The sequence below is a fragment of the Microbacterium meiriae genome, from assembly GCF_040686935.1.
In the GTDB taxonomy this organism is placed as follows: Bacteria; Actinomycetota; Actinomycetes; order Actinomycetales; family Microbacteriaceae; genus Microbacterium; species Microbacterium meiriae.
In genome coordinates this window covers 231,424-250,536 of record NZ_JBFBMF010000003.1, presented here as the reverse complement: position 1 = coordinate 250,536, position 19,113 = coordinate 231,424, and the positions used below count along the sequence as shown (strand labels likewise).

Annotated in this window: 18 protein-coding genes; 5 read left to right on the top strand and 13 right to left on the bottom strand. The window is 71.2% G+C overall.

What is annotated here, in order from left to right:
• Positions 1 to 17: 17 nt before the first annotated feature.
• On the bottom strand, positions 18 to 1,463 hold the full coding sequence (locus tag AB0P08_RS11210) for a helix-turn-helix domain-containing protein (RefSeq protein ID WP_363589918.1): 1,446 nt from the start codon (positions 1,461 to 1,463) through the stop codon (positions 18 to 20).
• A gap of 245 nt (positions 1,464 to 1,708) precedes the next feature.
• On the opposite strand from AB0P08_RS11210, the gene aceA reads away from it, so the two are divergent.
• From aceA to AB0P08_RS11195, 3 genes are all read left to right on the top strand, one after another.
• Positions 1,709 to 3,034: an isocitrate lyase gene (gene aceA / locus AB0P08_RS11205; RefSeq protein ID WP_363589917.1), complete on the top strand. Its 1,326-nt coding sequence runs from the start codon at positions 1,709 to 1,711 to the stop codon at positions 3,032 to 3,034.
• Positions 3,035 to 3,160: 126 nt separating this feature from the next.
• Positions 3,161 to 4,795, top strand: a complete 1,635-nt coding sequence (gene aceB / locus AB0P08_RS11200) for a malate synthase A (protein ID WP_363589916.1) — start codon at positions 3,161 to 3,163, stop codon at positions 4,793 to 4,795.
• A gap of 89 nt (positions 4,796 to 4,884) precedes the next feature.
• The gene (locus AB0P08_RS11195) at positions 4,885 to 5,316 is read left to right on the top strand and encodes a hypothetical protein (protein ID WP_363589915.1); all 432 of its coding nucleotides are present in this window, start codon (positions 4,885 to 4,887) and stop codon (positions 5,314 to 5,316) included.
• A 16-nt stretch (positions 5,317 to 5,332) separates the two neighbouring features.
• Here the strand turns inward: AB0P08_RS11195 and AB0P08_RS11190 are convergent, their stop codons facing one another.
• Entirely contained in the window at positions 5,333 to 5,851 is a 519-nt protein-coding gene (locus tag AB0P08_RS11190) for an Lrp/AsnC family transcriptional regulator (protein ID WP_363589914.1), read from the bottom strand.
• Positions 5,852 to 5,957: 106 nt separating this feature from the next.
• Here AB0P08_RS11190 and ald point away from each other — a divergent pair, with 106 nt between their 5' ends.
• A complete protein-coding gene (gene ald, locus AB0P08_RS11185; protein WP_268776668.1) occupies positions 5,958 to 7,052 on the top strand; it encodes an alanine dehydrogenase in 1,095 nt (364 codons plus the stop codon).
• A gap of 81 nt (positions 7,053 to 7,133) precedes the next feature.
• Positions 7,134 to 8,363: a pyridoxal phosphate-dependent aminotransferase gene (locus AB0P08_RS11180; RefSeq protein WP_363589913.1), complete on the top strand. Its 1,230-nt coding sequence runs from the start codon at positions 7,134 to 7,136 to the stop codon at positions 8,361 to 8,363.
• A gap of 83 nt (positions 8,364 to 8,446) precedes the next feature.
• Here the strand turns inward: AB0P08_RS11180 and AB0P08_RS11175 are convergent, their stop codons facing one another.
• The 11 genes from AB0P08_RS11175 to AB0P08_RS11125 all read right to left on the bottom strand — a co-directional run bounded on the left by AB0P08_RS11175 (position 8,447) and on the right by AB0P08_RS11125 (position 19,113).
• Entirely contained in the window at positions 8,447 to 8,848 is a 402-nt protein-coding gene (locus tag AB0P08_RS11175; protein ID WP_363589912.1) for a VOC family protein, read from the bottom strand.
• A gap of 94 nt (positions 8,849 to 8,942) precedes the next feature.
• Complete coding sequence (locus AB0P08_RS11170; RefSeq protein WP_363589911.1) at positions 8,943 to 10,364, bottom strand: GntP family transporter; 1,422 nt, start codon at positions 10,362 to 10,364, stop codon at positions 8,943 to 8,945.
• Between the two features lie 39 nt (positions 10,365 to 10,403).
• Positions 10,404 to 11,294 (bottom strand): NAD(P)-dependent oxidoreductase, encoded by an 891-nt coding sequence (locus AB0P08_RS11165; RefSeq protein ID WP_187662226.1) that lies wholly within the window; start codon positions 11,292 to 11,294, stop codon positions 10,404 to 10,406.
• The gene (locus AB0P08_RS11160; RefSeq protein WP_363589910.1) at positions 11,291 to 12,718 is read right to left on the bottom strand and encodes a four-carbon acid sugar kinase family protein; all 1,428 of its coding nucleotides are present in this window, start codon (positions 12,716 to 12,718) and stop codon (positions 11,291 to 11,293) included. Before AB0P08_RS11160 ends, AB0P08_RS11165 begins: the two co-directional genes overlap by 4 nt.
• A 131-nt stretch (positions 12,719 to 12,849) precedes the next feature.
• On the bottom strand, positions 12,850 to 13,560 hold the full coding sequence (locus AB0P08_RS11155) for a FadR/GntR family transcriptional regulator (protein ID WP_312675600.1): 711 nt from the start codon (positions 13,558 to 13,560) through the stop codon (positions 12,850 to 12,852).
• Positions 13,557 to 14,687 (bottom strand): UDP-N-acetylmuramate dehydrogenase, encoded by a 1,131-nt coding sequence (locus tag AB0P08_RS11150; RefSeq protein WP_363589909.1) that lies wholly within the window; start codon positions 14,685 to 14,687, stop codon positions 13,557 to 13,559. The genes AB0P08_RS11155 and AB0P08_RS11150 overlap by 4 nt, the downstream gene beginning before the upstream one ends.
• Positions 14,684 to 15,088 carry a MaoC/PaaZ C-terminal domain-containing protein gene (locus tag AB0P08_RS11145; protein ID WP_363589908.1) on the bottom strand — a complete coding sequence of 135 codons (405 nt, stop codon included), beginning with the start codon at positions 15,086 to 15,088 and terminating at the stop codon, positions 14,684 to 14,686. Before AB0P08_RS11145 ends, AB0P08_RS11150 begins: the two co-directional genes overlap by 4 nt.
• Positions 15,085 to 15,540, bottom strand: coding sequence for an FAS1-like dehydratase domain-containing protein (locus AB0P08_RS11140; protein WP_363589907.1), 456 nt, complete (start codon positions 15,538 to 15,540; stop codon positions 15,085 to 15,087). The genes AB0P08_RS11145 and AB0P08_RS11140 overlap by 4 nt, the downstream gene beginning before the upstream one ends.
• 57 nt (positions 15,541 to 15,597) lie before the next feature.
• Complete coding sequence (locus AB0P08_RS11135) at positions 15,598 to 16,800, bottom strand: glycerate kinase family protein (RefSeq protein WP_363589906.1); 1,203 nt, start codon at positions 16,798 to 16,800, stop codon at positions 15,598 to 15,600.
• Between the two features lie 97 nt (positions 16,801 to 16,897).
• Complete coding sequence (locus AB0P08_RS11130; RefSeq protein WP_363589905.1) at positions 16,898 to 18,457, bottom strand: SLC13 family permease; 1,560 nt, start codon at positions 18,455 to 18,457, stop codon at positions 16,898 to 16,900.
• Positions 18,454 to 19,113: a response regulator transcription factor gene (locus AB0P08_RS11125; protein WP_363589904.1), complete on the bottom strand. Its 660-nt coding sequence runs from the start codon at positions 19,111 to 19,113 to the stop codon at positions 18,454 to 18,456. The genes AB0P08_RS11130 and AB0P08_RS11125 overlap by 4 nt, the downstream gene beginning before the upstream one ends.

The window sequence follows — 19,113 nt, the reverse complement described above, 5'->3', positions numbered from 1 at the left end:
GAGCGTACCGAGCGGGATCACCGGGGCGCGTGGGACTCCAGGAACTCGTACACATCGGTCGTGTCCACGCCGGGGAAGGCACCGGTGGGCAGCGTCGCCAGCAGCGTGCGCGGGGTCTTCACGTTGGGCCAGGAGTTCTCGCGCCACCGCTCCTCCAGCTCGGCGGGAGCCCGACGGCAGCACACCTCGACCGAGTGCTTCGACACACCGCGGTGCGGGGTGTCCCTGCCGACGAACCACTTCGTGTCATCGAACCGCACCCCGACGCTCACCGAGTGCAGACCCTCGCTCGATGCCTCCACACGGGCGGTGCACCAGTAGGTGCCGTTCCCGGTGTCGGTGTACTGGTAGTACGGGTTGAACCGGTCGTCCTCGTCGAACACCACCCGGGAGGTCCACCGGCGGCAGCACATCTGCCCCTCGATGGCGCCGAGCCGGTCGGTCGGGAAGTTCACGTCGTCGTTCTCGTACGCCTTCGTGATGGTGCCCGACTCATGCACCTTGAGGAAGTGCACGGGGATGTCGAGGTGCCGCGTCGCGAGGTTCGTGAACCGGTGCGCCGCTGTCTCATACGACACCGAGTACGCGTCACGGAGGTCTTCGATGGAGATCGCCCTCCGCTGCTTGGCGTCCTGCAACGCGGGGACGACGTGCGCCTCCGGGATGAGCAGGGCACCGGTGAGGTAGTTCGTCTCCACCCGCTGCCGGAGGAACTCGGCGTAGCTGCGCGGCTCGGAGTGCCCCAGGATGCGGCTCGACAGCGCCTGCAGCACCGCGGTGCGTGCGTCTCCCTTCGCCGGGACGCTGCTCGACAGGTACAGCCGGCCGTTGGCGAGGTCGGCGACGCTGCGGGTCGTCTGCGGCAGGTCGGGAGCGTAGTGGAGGGTGAAGCCGAGATGGGCCGCGATCTCGGAGGCGGTGCGCTGGGTCAGCGGTCCCCCGGGATGGCCGACGGCCGCGAGGATCTCGGCCGCCTTCGCCTCCAGCTCGGCGAAGTGGTTGTCCTGCCGGCGCATCAGATGTCGCAGTTCGACGTTGGCGCGCCGGGCCTCCTCCGGGGTCGCGGCGCGCTCGTCCTTGAGTCGGTCGATCTCCCCCTGCAGCGCCAGCAGCGCCTTCAGCGCCTCCGTCGGCATACTCTTGGCGATGCGGAACGGCGCGATGCCCAGCGCCTGGAACGTCTGCCCCTTCATCGCGCGCTCCAAGGCGATCTCGATCGCGCTGCGCTCGTCGAGCGGCTCCCCCGTGAGCAGCGCATCGATGGTCACCCCGAGCGCGCGGGCGATCGCCTGGAGCTGCGTGAGCTTGGGCTCGCGCTTGCCCGTCTCGATCATCGACATCTGGCTCGGCGCCCGCTCGACCGCGGCTGCGAGCTCTTCGAGCGTCAGGCCCCGCGCTGTGCGCAGCTGGCGGATGCGCCGCCCGACAGTGAGGGCGTCGGTCTCTTCCGTGGTGTCGTCCATGTCGGCTCCTCTCAGCCCACCACCGTCCGCGTCGGTGCGGGATCGGGAACGCTCCTCGCGAGGCCGGGCCGGGGTCTTTCCTGATCCCGCGAGGCCGCGTGAGCGGCGCGCGCGGGCCGAGTCTGTCACGAAAACAGAAATTCAGTCAAACTTCTCCTCGATTCGGCACTGGAGAGGCACAGAACTTCACACACAGTGGAGGCACGCCATCGGCACCGACGCCGATTCCCATCCGAGGAGACACCATGACGAACACCGCAGCGACCCCCACCCCGCGCCCCGCCGGCCTGCGCGCCGGCGATCAGGTCCAGACGGCGGCGCAGCTCCAGGAGATCTGGGACACCGACCCGCGCTGGGACGGCGTCGAGCGCACGTACTCCGCCGACGACGTCGTCCGCATCCGCGGCTCGGTCCGCGAGGACGCCACCCTCGCCCACCGCGGTGCGGAGAACCTCTGGAACCTCCTGCACACGGAGGACTACATCCGGGCGCTCGGCGCCTACACCGGCGGCCAAGCCGTGCAGCAGGTGCGCGCCGGCCTGAAGGCCATCTACCTCTCCGGATGGCAGGTCGCCGCCGACGGCAACCTCGCCGGACAGACCTACCCCGACCAGTCGCTCTATCCGGCGAACTCGGTCCCGGCGGTCGTGCGTCGCATCAACAACGCCCTGCTCCGGCAGGACCAGCTCGAGCACGCCGAGGGTGAGATCACGCAGGACTGGCTCGCGCCGATCGTCGCCGACGCCGAGGCGGGTTTCGGCGGACCGCTGAACGCCTACGAGCTCGCGCAGTCGCTCATCCAGTCCGGTGCCGCCGGCATCCACTGGGAGGACCAGCTCGCGAGCGAGAAGAAGTGCGGCCACCTCGGCGGCAAGGTGCTCGTGCCCACGCAGCAGCACATCCGCACTCTCAACGCGGCCCGTCTCGCGGCGGACGTCGCCGGCGTTCCGACCGTCATCATCGCCCGCACCGACGCCCTCGCCGCCGATCTGCTCACGAGCGACGTCGACGAGCGCGACCGGGAGTTCACCACAGGCGAGCGCACGTCCGAGGGCTTCTACCGGGTCCGCCCCGGCATCGAGTCGGTCATCAGCCGCGGCCTCGCCTTCGCCCCGTACGCCGACCTGCTCTGGGTCGAGACCGGGGAGCCGGACATCGAGCTGGCGCGGGAGTTCGCCGCGGCCATCCACGCGCGGTTCCCCGGTAAGCTCCTGGCCTACAACTGCTCGCCGAGCTTCAACTGGAAGCGCCACCTGTCGGACGCCGAGATCGCGACGTTCCAGCAGGAGCTGGCAGACCTGGGCTACAAGTTCCAGTTCATCACCCTGGCCGGGTTCCACGCCCTGAACCACTCCATGTTCGACCTCGCCCGCGGTTATGCCGAGCGCGCCATGAGCGCCTACGTCGAGCTGCAGGAAGCCGAGTTCGCCGCCGAAGCCGACGGGTACACCGCCACCAAGCACCAGCGCGAGGCGGGCACCGGCTACTTCGACGTCATCTCCACCGCGCTCAACCCCGACAGCGCCACCCTCGCCCTCGCCGGCTCCACCGAGACCGCCCAGTTCCACTGACCCAGTATTTCTCCCCCCACTTCCCCCGAGACCCCCGGTTCTCGTCGAGACCCCGCCCCGCACACGCCGGGAGCCCGGGGTCTCGACGACAACCCGGGGGCTCGGCTCAAGGCAAAGGACACCATCATGACCACCGCACCGATGCAGACGACCCGACAGGGCCCCGCGATCGAGATCGCCGGGCCCATGCGCGACCGCTACAGCGAGATCCTGACCCCGGAGGCGATCGCCTTCCTCACCGAACTCCACCACCGGTTCGCCTCCCGCCGCCACGACCGGCTGGCCGACCGGATGCGTCGCCGCTTCGAGATCGGCAACGGACACGACCCGCAGTTCCGAGAGGACACCGCGCACATCCGCCAGGACACCACCTGGCGGGTCGCCGGCGCCGGACCGGGACTCGAGGACCGCCGCGTCGAGATCACCGGGCCCACCGATCCGAAGATGACCGTCAACGCCCTGAACTCCGGTGCGCGGGTGTGGCTCGCCGACCAGGAGGACGCCACGAGCCCCACTTGGAAGAACGTCATCGAGGGGCAGCTGTCCCTCCGCGACGCGATCCGCGGCGAGCTCTCCTTCACCTCCCCCGAGGGCAAGGAGTACCGGGTCACCGCCGAGCGCACGCCCACGATCGTGATGCGCCCCCGTGGCTGGCATCTGCCGGAGAAGCACCTCACCTTCATCGACCGCGCCGGCCGGCCCACGTCGGCATCCGGCTCCCTGGTCGACTTCGGTCTCTACTTCCTGCACAACGCGCAGGCGCTGATCGAGGCCGGCCGCGGACCGTACTTCTACATCGCCAAGCTCGAGTCCAGCGAAGAGGCGAAGCTGTGGGACGACGTGTTCTCCTTCAGCGAGGAGTACATCGGCATCCCGCACGGCACCATCCGCGCGACCGTGCTGATCGAGACCCTGCCGGCCGCGTTCGAGATGGATGAGATCCTCTACGAGCTGCGCGATCACTGCGCGGGCCTCAACGCCGGACGCTGGGATTACATCTTCTCCATCATCAAGAACTACCGCGGCCGCGGCGCCCGCTTCGTGCTCCCCGACCGCAGCGAGGTCACGATGACGGTGCCCTTCATGCGGGCGTACACCGAGCTCCTCGTGCAGACCTGCCACAAGCGCGGAGCCTTCGCGATCGGCGGCATGAGCGCGTTCATCCCGAACCGCCGCGACCCCGAGGTGACGGCACGCGCGGTCGAGAAGGTGTCGGCTGACAAGAAGCGCGAGGCCGGCGACGGCTTCGACGGCACCTGGGTCGCCCACCCCGACCTGATCCCGACGGCGCAGGCCGAGTTCGACGCCGTGCTCGGCGACCGCCCGAACCAGGTCGACCGTCAGCGCGACGACGTGCACGTGGAGGCGCGCGACCTGCTCGACCTGCACATCGGTCGTCCGATCACCGCGCAGGGCGTGCGGGACAACGTGTCCGTCGCCATCCGCTACCTGGAGGCGTGGCTGCGCGGACTCGGCGCCGTGGCCATCGACAACCTCATGGAGGACGCCGCGACCGCGGAGATCAGCCGCTCGCAGGTGTGGCAGTGGATCCATCAGGACCGCACCACGCAGGACGGCACGGCCATCACGGTCGAGTACGTCGAGGGGCTGATCGCGGAAGTGCTCAGCGAGGTCGACAGACGCGAGGGCGACCGCTTCGACGACGCCGCCGAGATCTTCCGCGAGGTCGCGCTCCGCGAGGAGTTCCCCACCTTCCTCACCCTGGGCGCCTACAGCCGGTTCCTGGTCGACGAGGACTGACGACGCCGGGATGCCGCAGGCCGTGGGGTCTGCGGCATCGCCGCGTCGTGCCCGACCCGCCCCCTCCCTGCCGGGCGTAGCCTGGAGCCATGAGCGACGTATGGAGCAGCATCGCCGAGGAGTTCCTGCACCTCTATCCGCGCGGACGACGACTGCTCGCGGTCGCCGGCGCCGATGCCGAGCGCTCCCGCGCAGCCGCGGACGACCTCGCGACAGCCCTGACCACGGCGGGCCAGACCGTCGAGCGTGCGCACACCGCTGACGGGGACGAAGCCGCCCTCCGCGCCGACGTGGTGGGCCCCTTCCGTGCCACGGACAGCGGAGCTGTGCTCATCGTGTCCGGCCCGGGCCCGATCGTGGCTCCGAGTACGCGCGGGATGTGGAACTACGTCCTGTGGCAGCTCGCGGGAGACGAGCCCCCGCACACCGCGGCGAACGCCCTGGTCGACGTGACCGATCCGGCCCATCCCACCCGGCGTTTCGCCGACTACTGCGCAGTCCCCTCCTCGTTCGAGACCTGAGTCGCCGCCCGCCGACTCAGTGGAACGACGCGGCGACCGAGTTGCGGTGGTAGTCGAACACGATGCTCGTGCGGGTCGACGCCACGCTGCTCTGCGCGGACAGGTGCTCGAGCACGAACTCGCGCATCTCCGAGGAGTCGGCGACGGCGATGTGCAGGAGGAAGTCGTCGTCACCGCCGAGGAAGAACACCTGGATCACCTGCGGCAGCGCGCGCACCCGATCGGCGAACTCGACGATGCTCTCCCGTCGGGCGGCCGGACGCAGGCTGACGCCGATGATCGCCTGAAGTCCGGCGCCGAGCTCGCGTTCGTCGACGCTCGCATGGAAGCCGGTGATGACCCCGCGCTCGATCAGCCCGCGCAGCCGTGCGTGCGCGGTCGACGGCGCGACTCCCAGTCGCCCGGCGAGCTCCGCGTTCGTCATCCTCCCGTCGGCGGTGAGGAGCTGCACGATCCGCGCGTCGACGGAGTCGAGGGCGGGCGCCCGAACGCTGTTCGGCTCGGACGACGCGGCGGCGGTGGTCATACGAAGCATTATTCAGGATTCGACCCGTCGCCGAAGACTCTTCACTGATTGTGTCCATCTCGCGACGTTTCTGCGATCCTTGTCTGCACCCTGCGCCCCGACACCTGGAGGATCGATGAAGATCGGCGTCCCGACCGAAGTCAAGAACAACGAGAACCGCGTCGCCCTCACCCCGGCCGGCGCCGATCGGCTCGTACGGGAGGGACACCGGGTGCTCGTGCAGTCGGGTGCCGGCATCGGATCGAGCATCGACGACGACGCGTACCGCGCGGCCGGTGCGGAGATCGTGGACACCGCCGCCGACGCCTGGGGAGAGGCCGACCTGCTCATCAAGGTCAAGGAACCCGTCGCCGAGGAATACGGCTTCCTCCGACCCGACCTCACGCTCTTCACCTACCTCCACCTCGCGGCGGACCGTCCGCTGACCGAGGCCCTCGTCGCCGCAGGGACGACGGCCGTCGCCTACGAGACCGTGCAGCTGCCCGACCGTACGCTGCCCCTGCTCGTGCCGATGAGCGAGATCGCCGGTCGCCTGTCCGTCATCATGGGCTCCCACTCGCTGCTGCGCTCGCAGGGCGGCCGCGGCATGCTGCTGGGCGGCATCGCCGGCACTCCCCGGGCCAAGACCGTGGTCATCGGCGGTGGCGTCGCCGGAGAGCACGCGGCCGCGAACGCGCTCGGACTCGGATCGAAGGTCACCGTCGTCGACGTGGCGCTCCCCCGGCTGCGCGAGCTCGAACACCGCTACGGCGGCGCTCTGGAGACCCGGGCATCGAGCCGCTACGACATCGCCGAGGAGCTGACGTCGGCGGATCTCGTCATCGGCTCGGTCCTCATCCCCGGTGCCGCGGCCCCCAAGCTGGTGACCGACGACATGGTCGCCGCCATGAAGCCGGGGTCCGTGCTCGTCGACATCGCGATCGACCAGGGCGGGTGCTTCGAGGGCTCCCGTCCGACCACGCACGACGACCCGACCTTCGCGGTGCACGACTCGATCTACTACTGCGTCGCGAACATGCCGGGAGCCGTGCCGACGACCGCGACCAGGGCGCTGACGAACGCCACTCTCCCCTACGTCTCGGCCATCGCCGCCAAGGGCTGGGAGCGGGCGGCCTCCGACGACGCTGCCCTCGCGAAGGGGCTCAACGTGCAGGGCGGGCGCATCACGCTGGACGCCGTCGCGCAGGCCCACGGCCTCTCCACTGACTGACCTGTCGAACCCGAAAGAACCTCGGATCTTGGCGGCATCCCACACCTCACGCGGCGCATCGACCCGAGTACGCTCGTAACCGTGACCGAACGCGCTCCTCTCTCCCGCAAGCTGTCCGCCATCGCCGAGTCCGCGACCCTCAAGGTCGACGCCAAGGCCAAGGCCCTCAAGGCCGAGGGCAAGCCCGTCATCTCGTATGCCGCGGGCGAGCCCGACTTCGCCACCCCCCAGTTCATCGTGGACGCGGCGGCTGAGGCGCTGGCCGACCCGGCGAGCTATCGCTACACCCCTGCTCCCGGCCTCCCGGCGCTGCGCGAGGCGATCGCCGCAAAGACGCTCCGCGACTCCGGACTCGAGGTCTCCCCTGCACAGGTCATCGTGACCAACGGCGGCAAGCAGTCGGTGTACCAGGCGTTCCAGGCGGTCGTGAACCCCGGCGACGAGGTGCTGCTCCCGGCCCCGTACTGGACGACCTACCCGGAGGCGATCCGTCTCGCCGACGGCACCCCGGTCGAGGTCTTCGCGGGCGCCGACCAGGAGTACAAGGTCACCGTCGAGCAGCTCGAGGCCGCGCGCACCGACCGCACCACCGTCCTCGTCTTCGTGTCGCCGTCGAACCCCACCGGTTCCGTGTACACGGCCGAGGAGACGAAGTCCATCGGCGAGTGGGCGGTGGAGCACGGCATCTGGATCATCAGCGACGAGATCTACCAGAACCTCACCTACCCTTCGACGGGCTCAGGGACCGCGGTGACGGCGACCTCGATCGTGGATGCCGTGCCGGAGGCCGCGAACCAGACGATCCTCGTCAACGGCGTGGCCAAGACCTATGCCATGACCGGCTGGCGCGTGGGCTGGATGGTGGGCCCGGCCGACGCCATCAAGATCGCCGGCAACCTGCAGTCGCACCTCACGAGCAACGTCAACAACGTCGCACAGAAGGCGGCGATCGCGGCGCTCAACGGTCCGCAGGACGAGGCCGAGAAGATGCGCGAGGCCTTCGACCGCCGCCGTCAGCTGATCGTGTCGGAGCTGTCGAAGATCGACGGGCTCGTGGTGCCGAACCCGCTCGGCGCGTTCTACGTCTACCCCGATGTGCAGGGCCTGCTCGGCCGCACCTGGGGCGGCGTGACCCCGACGACGTCCCTCGAGCTCGCCGACCTCATCCTCGACCAGGCCGAGGTCGCCGTCGTCCCCGGAGAGGCGTTCGGTCCGTCCGGCTACATCCGCATGTCGTATGCGCTCGGCGACGACCAGCTCCTCGAGGGCGTCCAGCGCCTCCAGCGCCTGTTCTCCTCCTCTTCCTCCTGACCCCGAGACCCCGCTTTACCGCCGAGACCCCCTCGTACCTGCGCAGGTAGGAGGGGGTCTCGGCGTGAACCCGGGGTCTCGGGTCAGTCTTCGGGGTGGAAGCCGATCAGCCAGCGGATGCCGTAGCGGTCGACGAGGGTGCCGTCGACATCTCCCCACGGGCGCCGCTGCAGCGGGTCGATGACGCGGCCGCCGCCGGAAAGCTCGTCGTACCAGCGGGTCAGCGTTCCGGGGTCGGCTGTTCCGAGGAGCGAGAGGAACATCCCGCTCATCTGAACGGCGTCGTCGTCGGCTCCCGCGTCGGCCCCGGCGAGTTCGACCGGACCGCCGAGCTGCCCGTGTGCGACCGCGTCGCCCGGGCCGTCGTGACGGCCGGCGCTCGCGTAGTCCATCAACTGGAGCTCACCGCCGAACACATCGCGGTAATGGCCGAGTGCTTCGGCGGCGTTGCCGGGGAACAGCAGGTACGGGATCAGTCCGCTCATCCCGCGAGCGTAGTCCGCGGCGGCTCCGGTCACCACCTGCCGAGAACGACGGACGGCCGCCACCCGGAGGTGACGGCCGTTCGTGCGAGCACGGTCAGGAGACCGGGATCACCGCGTACAGCACCCAGGTCAGCACGAATCCAGAGACCCCGAGCACCGTCGTCAGAGGCGTCCACGTGCGCAGGCCGTCCTTGACCGAGAGACCGAGGTACCGCGTGACCACCCAGAAGCCGGAGTCGTTCACGTGGCTGAGGCCGAGGCCACCGTAGCCGATGGCGACCGCGAGCAGCGCGGTGTGCACGGTGTCGAGTCCCATCGCGGAGACCGAGGGCAGGAGGAGGCCCGCGGTCGTCGCGATCGCGACGGTGGCCGACCCCTGAGCCGCACGCATGATGAGCGAGATGAGGAAGGCCGCGAGCAGCAGGGGCATCCCGCTGGAGGCGAGCACCTCGGCGACCGCGCCGCCGATCCCGGTCTCGGTGAGGACGCGCCCGAACGCGCCACCGGCACCGGTGACGAGGATGATGACCGCAGCGGCCGGCAGCGCCGACTCCATGACCTCGCCGAGGTGCGCGGCCGACCAGCCGCGGCGCACGCCGAGCAGGTACATCGCGGCGGCGATCGCGACCATGAGCGCGAAGATCGGCTGGCCGACCATGCTGAGGAATCCGTTCCAGAACGTGCCCGCCTCGAACAGCGGCGCCACGGCGGTGCCGAGCATGATGAGCACGAGCGGCAGGAGGATGAGGCCGAGGACCGTGCCGGCGCCCGGCGCCTTCTCGCCCTCGCCGAGTCCGCCGGTGAGCGTCGACTTCTCCGTGCCGAAGTTGTCGTACATCTCCTTGGTGGCGGCGAGCATCGCGAACTCACGGGTGTTGATCCACTTCGCCACGAGGTAGGACAGGACCGCGAGCGGCACGGAGATCGCGAGCGCGAAGATCGTCACCCAGCCGATGTCGGCGCCGAGGATCGCGGACCCGCCGACGATGCCCGGGTGCGGCGGCACCGCGACGTGCACGGCGAGCATGATACCGGCGACCGGGAGACCGAACTTGATCGGGTTGAGACCGGCCACCTTCGAGAAGGCGAACACGATGGGGATGAGGATGATGAAGCCGGCGTCGAAGAACACCGGGATCGCCAGGATGCCGGCGGCGATGACGAGCGCGATGCCGACGCGCTTCGGGCCCAGCCAGCCGGTGAAGCGCCCCGCGAGCGACTCGGCACCGCCGGACAGCTCGATGATCTTGCCGAGCATCGACCCGAGGGCGACGAGTACCGCGACCGAGCCGAGGGTGCCGCCGACACCGGCGATGATCGCCTGGATGACGCCGAGCTGCTCGGGGGTGTCGCCGTCGGCGGGGATCGTGGTCAGCGGCAGGCCTGCCGCGATGCCGACGATGATCGATACGAGGATGAGGGCGTAGAACGCCTGCATCTTGAACCGGATGATGAGCAGGAGCAGCAGGCCGAGGCCCGCCCGGCCGATCAGGATGAGGATCGGAAGAGGAAGCATCTCTGGATCTCTTCTTTCAGTGAGGGCGCGACGTCGCGCTCAGGACAGTCGTTCGGGTGCGACGACGCGGATGACGGCGGAGTCGTCCAGAGCGCCGAGGCCCTGCGCTTCGCCGAGGAGGAACAGCTGCTCGGCCGCGGCGGCGACCGGCGTGGACAGGTGCGCACGGCGCGCGGCGTCGCCGACGATGCCGAGGTCCTTGACGAAGATGTCGAGGCGGCTCAGCACCTCCGCGCCGTCCTCGTCGTACGCCTGCAGGGCGCGCGGGCCGCGGTTGCCGAGCATGAAGGAGTTGGCAGCCCCGGCGGTCAGCGCGTCGAGTGTGCGGGCGCGGTCCAGGCCGAGGGCGTCCGCGAGGGCGAGCGCTTCCGCGGCCGCGGCGATGTGCACGCCGCAGAGGAGCTGGTTGACGGTCTTCAGCGCCTGGCCGTCGCCGGGCTTGTCGCCGACGATGGACAGCGTGGAGGCGAGCTGGTCGAGCACCGGGCGCGCCGTCTCCAGAGCGCTCGGGGTGGCGCCGACGACGATGAGGAGGTCGCCCTCCCCCGCCCGGACCGGACCACCGGAGAGCGGGGCGTCCACGAGCTGCGCACCGTGCGCGGCGAGCTGGGTGGCGATCGCGTCGATGCCGTCCGTCCCCACCGTGCTGGTGAGGATCACGACCGCACCCTCGGCGAGGTGCGGGGCGAGCCCGTCCTCACCGAAGAGCAGCGCCTCGAGCTGCGCACCGGTCCGGACGGCGACGAGCACCGCGTCCGCACCGTCCACGGCGTCGGCTGCGGACGATGCCGGCGTCACGCCCGCCTCCGCCGCGAGAGCGATGCGTTCGGCGGCGATGTCGAAGCCGCGCACGTCGAAGCGCTCGGCGAGGCGGGTGGCCATCGGCAGCCCCATGGCGCCGAGTCCGATGACAGCGACGGTGGATGTCATGAGTGTCCTTCCGGGTTGTGTCCATCGTCGCCTGCGAGAGTGGCGACGACGGTGACGAGGGAGTCCGCGTCGCCGACGTTGCCGGCGAACACGACGTACGGGATGCCGACCGCGGGGCCGGTCTCCGGCTGCCACAGCGACACGAGGCCGGGCAGCATGGGGCCGAGCACGGTGGCCCGGCGGATCTCGAGCGCTTCACTGGCGACGTCGCTCGACGTGATGCCGCCCTTCGCGATGACGAAGCGGGGCGGCGCGATGGCGAGCACTCGACGCACGAGGTCGACCACTCCGCTGGAGATGCGGCGGGCGATCGCGAGGCTCTCGTCACCGTCGGCGCCGGTGACGAGCTCGCGGGTGGTGTGCACGATCACGGTACCCGTGGCGAGGGCGTCGGCGACCGCGTGCGCCTGCGTCTCGAGGTGGGTCTCGCGCTCGGGGCCGATGAGGGCGCGCACGTCGAGCTCGATCGTGCGGGTGTTCGGTCGAGCTGCCGTGAGGGCCTCGAGCTGGGCGGTGGTGAGCGGCACGTGGCTGCCGACGACCACGAGGCCGCCGCGGTCGTGCGCGAAGGGGATGTCCTCCGCGCGTACCGGATCGGCGATCTCCTGCCCGATGTGCGCGCGCACGTAGGGCGGGCCGACCCGGAGGAGCACGTCGCGGTCCCGCAGGCGGTGCAGCGCGAGCGCGACGACGCGCATATCGGATTCCTCGACCACGTCGACCGCGACGACCGCGCCGTCGGTCAGGGTTGCGAGGAAGCCGGCCACGGCCTCCACGCCCGCGCGGATGGTGCGGATGTCGAGGCCCGCGACCGCGGACGCCGGGATGCGTCCGCCCGTCTTCTCGGCGACCCATTCGCGCAGGTCTGAGGACACGTAGCCGAAGGTCGCGTCGGCCGCGAAGGGGGTCTCGCCCACCGGGGTCGCCTCGCCGTCGGTCACCCAGTAGTGCACGGAGTCGACCGTGATCCGGCCGGCGTCGGGGAAGGCGGGGACGAGCAGGGTCAGCGCGGGGGCGCGACCGGAGCGGGAGCCGATCTCCGCGGAGAGGACGTCGGTCTCGAGCGGGAAGTGCCCGCGCAGCGTCGAGTCGCCGCGCGAGACGAACGTGACGCGCCGCCCCTGGGCCTCGGCGGCGGCGAGAGCCACGTCGACGATCTCGCGGTTGCGGGCGGCGGCGGCGTCCTCGTCGAGGGACCGGGTGTTCGTGAGCACGTACACGGCGGCGGCGCCCGTCGCGAGGGCCTCGTCCAGATCGGCGCGCTCCCACCGGGTGAGGACCGGGAGGTTCGCGACCGACTGCGTGCCGGTCGGGTCGTCGTCGAGGACGAGGAGCACGTCGGTGGGGTCGACCTCGGTGCGGACATCGGCCGCGGTGACGGCGACGGGCGCGGGCAGGGGGGCCAGCAGGTCGTCGATGTGCACACGAACTCCTTCGTTCCGGAGATGGTCCGTGGTGGGACCACGGACCGGGGATCTGCATCGTTATCCGATATCAGATAACGATGAGCGTACCTCACGATCATCGTCGCTCCAAACCGATGCGAGCGTGCGGCTCAGCGTCCGTGGACGTAGTGCAGCAGGTCGTCGCGGGTCTGGCGCATGTGGCTGCGCATGGCCTGCCGGGCGGCCGCACCGGAACCGGTCCGCATCGCCTCCAGCACTGCCGCGTGCTCGGCCAGCGCGTGCTCGCGGATGTCCGGGATGGCACTCGTCTCGCTGCGGGTCGCCTGCAGCATCGTCGTCAGGGGGCGCATCGAGGCCACGAGGATGCGGTTCTCCGCCGCGCGGATGATCACGTCGTGGAAGGCGAGGTCCGCCGCGACGAACGCATCCACGTCGGCCCGCTCGTGGGCCGCCTGCATCTCCTCGAGGAGTGCGGCCATCTCGGCGAGGTGCTCCTCGGTGCGCCGACCCGCCGCGAACTCCGCTGCTCCGGTCTCGAACATCATGCGCATCTCGAGCATCTCCAGCGACGAGCGCTCACGAGCGCCCGCGCTCTGGGCGTGCCGGACGACCGCGTCGAGGCCCGTCCACTCGTCGGTCGGCGCGATGCGGTGCCGGGTGCCCGGAACGGCGACGATCACGCCCTGCGCCTGCAGGAGACGGACACCCTCGCGCATCGTGAGACGGGAGACCCCGAACTGCTCCGCCAGCTCCCCCTCGGGAGGCAGCGGCTGCCCGGCCTCGAGCCGGCCCGCGATGATGGCGTCGAGCAGTCCGTCCACGACCGCCTGCGTCCGCGACACCCGCTCGACCTTCGTCACAGGTCGACGCCCACCAGCACGGGCTCCGGCTGCAGCACGAGGCCGAACTCGGCGTGCACGCGGTTCTGGATGAAACGGGCGAGCTCGGCGACCTCGGCCGCCGTGGCACCACCCCGGTTGGTGAGCGCCAGGGCGTGCTTGGTCGAGACGGACGCCCGCGAGCGGGGCAGCTTGAACCCCTTGCGGATGCCCGCCTGCTCGATGAGCCAGGCGGCGCTCACCTTCACGTCGGGGGCCTCGGTCTTCGTCGGCGGCACGTGCCCGTCGTACGAGGCGAGGGGGATGACGGTGACCGCGTCGAGGTCGGGGGCCACCGGCCACCGCGGGCACTCCGGCGGGAGGGACCGGGCCTGAGCGGCCGTGACGATCGCGTTCTGGAAGAAGGAGCCGACGCCATGCGTGTCCGGGTCGTCCGCATCGAGCAGCATGCCCTTCGATGCGCGGGTGGCGAGGATGCGCTCGCGCACCCACGTCAGCGGCACCGGGGTGTCGTCGGTCAGACCGAGAGCGCGTCGCAGCTGCTCCCCCCGGACCACGCGTTCGCGGGCGACCAGAAGATCGACCGTGACGGACAGGATCACGGCCCGGCGTTGCGGCTCGCTCCCGTGATGGTGCTTGAGCACCGAGGTGCGGAATCCGAGCCCGAGCTCCGTCGCCGGAACGGTGGAGATCTCGGCCGAGTCCTCGTCCATCAGCTCGACCTCGACGAGGGTCTCCTGGATCTCCTGCCCGTAGGCGCCGATGTTCTGCACGGGCGCGGCGCCGACCGTGCCGGGGATGCCGCTCATCGCCTCGAGTCCGGCGTAGCCCCGCTCGACCGCGTACGAGACCAGGTCGTCCCAGCCGTGTCCGGCCTGCGCACGCAGGCGGATGCGGCCGGTGTGCGGGGACGGGAGCTCCTCGATGCCGCTCATGCGGATGCGGATGACGGTGCCCTCGAAAGGCTCGTCGCCCACGAAGAGGTTGGAGCCCCCTCCGAGCACCAGCCAGGGGTCGCCCTCCGCCCAGGTCTCCCGGAGGATCGCGACGAGCTCCGCCGTCGTCGTCGCCTCGCGCATGCGCGCGGGGGCGGCGCCGGTGCGGAGCGTGGTGAGCTCGGCCAGACGGATCGGCTCGACGTCGCTCATCGGACGGCGACGCGCAACTGCGCCTTGACGAGCACGGTGGTGTCGCCCGCCGTGACCTTCAGGTCGATGCGTGCGGACTCCTCGTCCACCGCGCCGACCGTCGCGACGACGTGCACGTCGGCTCCGGCCTCGGGGTCGACCACCACCGGCTTGGTGAAGCGCACGCCGTAGTCGAGGATCCGGGTCTGCGGGTCGAGCGCGGCCACGACCACCGAGGAGGCGATGCCCATGGTCAGCATGCCGTGCGCGAGCACGCCGGGAAGGCCCACCGCGGCGGCGACGTCGTCGCGGTAGTGGATCGGGTTGAAGTCTCCGGAGGCGCCGGCGTAGCGGACGAGCGACTCCCTCGTCAGGTGCACGGTGCGCTCCGCCAGCACGTCTCCCACGGTGAACGCGCTCATGCGGTCTCCTCCTCGGCGCCGACGAGGAGCACGCTGGTGGCGGTGACGACGTGCGCACCCCCGTCGTCGGTGATCTCGGCCTCGCTCGTGATCATGGCGTTGCCGCCCATCATGCGGATGCCGGTGACGCGCAGCTGCGCCGTCAGCTCGTCTCCCGCGACGATCGGCCTGGTGTAGCGGAACCGCTGCTCGGCGTGGATGGTCCGAGCCAGCACGATGCCGGAATCCGACTCGGCCAGCAGCTGCTGCAGCGTGAGGTCCTGCAGGACCATCGCGAAGGTCGGAGGCGCGACGACGTCGGCGAAGCCGGCCGCACGGGCCGCCTCGACGTCGGTGTGCTGCGGGGCGTCGGCGAAGACGGCGCGCGCGAACTCGCGCACCTTCTCCCGCCCGACGAGGTAGGGGGCGGTCGGCGGGAACTCCCGGCCGACGAGTTCTTGGTTGACTGCCACCCGTCGATCCTACCGAGGGCGACCGACGGCCCGCCGCGCGCGGGCCGTCCGAAACCCTCAGGCGGCTCTGGCCGACATCGCCGAGCCGAGCAGGACGAGACGCATGGTGCGCTCGGCGGCATCACGGAGCAGCTCCTCCCCATGCTCCACCGCCTCCTCCAGCGGCATCGGCACGGTGAGGATCGAGGCGATCGCGTCGATGCCGATGTCGTGGACGGCCGGGGCGCCGCGTCCGAGCGAACCCGCCAGGCCGAGCACCGGCACCCCGGCGACGCGGGCGCGCATCGCGATCTCCGCCGGGACCTTGCCACGCGGCGTCTGGAAGTCGATCGCGCCCTCCGCCGTGATCACGAGGTCCGCCTCCGCCATCAGCGCGTCGAGGTCGTGCGGCATCAGTCCGCCATCGAGGAGCACCTCGAAGCGAGGTGCGAGCCGGGCGCCGAAAGCGGCGGCGAGCCCCGCACCGAGTCCTCCCGAGGCGCCGGTCCCCCCGCCGGTACGCACGTCCATCCCGCCTCCGAAGGGGCTCTGCTCCTCCAGCAGCGTGGCCCAGGCGTCGAGCGCGTCCGAGAGCCGCTCGACCTCCGCCGGCGACGCCCCCTTCTGCGGGCCGAACACCCTGGCCACCCCGCGCGGCCCGCAGAGCACGTTGTGGATGTTGCAGGCGAGGACCATCTCAACCTCGGCGAGCCGCGGGTGCACGTCCGAGAAGTCGAGCGACACGGCCTCCGCCAGGTGCCCGCCGCCCGCCGGGACGACACAACCCTCCCGGTCGAGGATGCGCACGCCCAGCGCCGTCAAGGCGCCCGCTCCCCCATCACTCGTCCCGGAGTCGCCGCAGCCGACCACGATGCGCTCGGCGCCGTCGTCGAGGGCCGCGGCGATGAGCTGCCCGACCCCGGAGGTCGTGGTGGCCGCAGGATCGCGACGATCCCGCGGCACGAGTCGGAGCCCTGCCGCGGCCGCCATCTCCACCACCGCGGTCCCGCGCGCCGCCCCTCCGAGGCGCGCCCAGTGCGCCACCACCGGTTCCCCGACGGGCCCGGTCACGGTCGCAGGCAGGAGCGCGCCCCCGGTGCTCGCGGCGAGCGCGGCCGCTGTCCCCTCGCCACCGTCGGGCACGGGGAACTCGTCGACCCGCACGCCGGGGATGACGCGGCGCACGCCGGCCGCGATGGCTCGGGCCACGGCGTCGGCGCCGAGGCTCTCCTTGAAGCCGCTCGGGGCGACGAGGATGCGCTGGGGAGCGTGGATGGACATGAGGACCTCCTTCTGCGCCCGGGGGCGCGACAGCCCGGGTGCGGGCACGACGGACACCGGTGCGCCGGCGGCGCACGCGGTACAGCGGTGACGGTGGTCAGCGCAGCAGCGGCAGACCCTGGAGCGGCCAGATCCAGAGGGCGAACACGGCCACGAGGACGAACATGGCGGGCGCGAGCACCACGGACAGCCGTCGCAGGTCGGAGGCATCGAAGCCGCCGGAGACGACCTCGGGATCGGCGAACATCGCGACCGGCTTGGCGGAGCTCGGCAGGGTGTGGCAGAACCCGGCCGCCGCCGTCGACGCGAACGCGGCGGCCATCGGCTCCACGCCGAGTCCCGGTGCGAGGGCGATCACCGCGGGGATGATCGCGGCCGAGCGCGCGGAACGGGAGGGGATGAGCAGGTGCGCGAGCGTGGACAGGGCGATCACGGCGAGGAGGAAGCCGACGGCACCCGCCGCTCCGAGCCCGCGGAGAGGCTCGAGGGCGGCCGTGCTGAGCCAGGCAGCCGCCCCCGAGTCGGTGAGCGCCGTGGCGAGCGCGAGCGTGGCGGCCAGGAACAGCAGCAGCGACCACGGCACGCGCGCGACCGCAGCCGGGAGGGTGGTGCAGCCGATGCCCGGGGCGACGGCGGCGACGGCGCCGAACAGCGCGACGAGCGCCGGGGGGATCCCGTGCAGAGGCTCACTGCCCCACAGCACGATCGCCGCGCCGACGAGGAGGGCCGCGCGGCATTCCAGCGCGGTGAGGGGACCTGTCACCCGCCGGCCGGTGGCCTTCTCTATGTCGTCCGTGGCCACCCGCACCGGTGCGGTGCGGTCGTCGCGGTCGACGAAGCGCCAGAGGATGAGCTCCGCAGCCAGATGAGACGAGACCACCGCGAGCGGCAGGCCGAGCCACAGCCAGGACAGGAAGGAGAAGCCGGGCTCTCCCGCCGCCCGCAGGAGCTGATCGGTGATGATGTGCGCTCCGGCGCCGAGCAGCGAGGCGACGGCGGAGAGGAGCACCACCGTCGGCATGAGCAGAGCGAGGGCCCGGATGACGCGCGCTCGCCCGTCGAGCGCCGTCGACAGGGCTCCGAAGACCGGGACCGCGAGCGCCGCCCTCCCTGATGTCGCAGGCACCGCGAACGCCGAGAGGGTGAGCGCGACGGTCGTGAGGTGGAACAGGCTGCGGGGACCGCGGGCGAAACGGACGAGGTGCGCGGCCGCGCGCAGCGGGAGCCCGGAGGTGGACACCGCTGCCGCCATCACGAACGCGCCGATCAGCAGCCAGATCGTCTCGTCTCCGAGGGACGCGAAGAACTCCTCGACCGGGAGGACACCGGCGACGATGAGCGCGATCGCCGCGAGGAACGCGACCAGGGTGTCATCGAGGCGCGTCGCGCTCCACGCCCAGACCGCGAGGAGGAACACCGTCAGCGTGACGGCGATCGGCACCGTGATCCCGCGCCCGCTCGCGCCCGGGTCCAGCGCGCCGATGACCATCGCCGCGCCCATCGCCACGACGAGCACGAGACCGATGAGGCGCAGTGCGCGCCGCGGCTTCGCCGCATCCCGACGGCTGATGATCGGGAGGGGGTCGGTACGCCGCGGGGGGACGGTCGCGAAGCGGGTGCGCGCCATCGAGGCGGGAGGAGCAGCGGGATCGTTCATCGGAACCGGTACCCCGCTCCCCGCACCGTCTCGATGCGGTCGGTCCCGATCTTGCCGCGGAGCGCGCGCACGTAGACGTCGACGACGTTGGACGCGGGATCGAAGTCCATTCCCCAGACGTGACCGATGAGCTGGTCGCGGGAGAGCACGTGACCGGCGTTCTGCAGGAAGACCTCCAGCAGCGCGAACTCGCGTGAGGTGAGTTCGCGCACCTCGCCGGCGACGGCCACCGTCCGCGACCGCACGTCCACGCTGACGTCGCCGTGCGTGAGCGCGGCCCCGCCGCTTCGGCCCTCCCCGTCCCCGATCCGCAGCCGCACCCGGGCGAGCAGCTCGGCGAACTGGAACGGCTTGGTCATGTAGTCGTTCGCGCCCCCTTCGAGACCTCGCACGGTATCGATCACGGAGTCCCGTGCCGTGAGGATGACGACCGGTGTGGAGACCCCCTCGCCGCGGAGGTGGGCGAGGACGTCGAAGCCGTCGATGCCGCCGAGGCCGATGTCGAGGACGACGAGGTCGAACAGCCCGCTGCGGGCCATGAGCAGCGCCGTGTGGCCGTCGGTCGCGTCGGCGGTGTCGTAGCCCGCTGCGCGGAGTCCGCGACGGACGAAGGAGGTGATGTGCGGATCGTCCTCCGCGATGAGGATGCGGCGCAT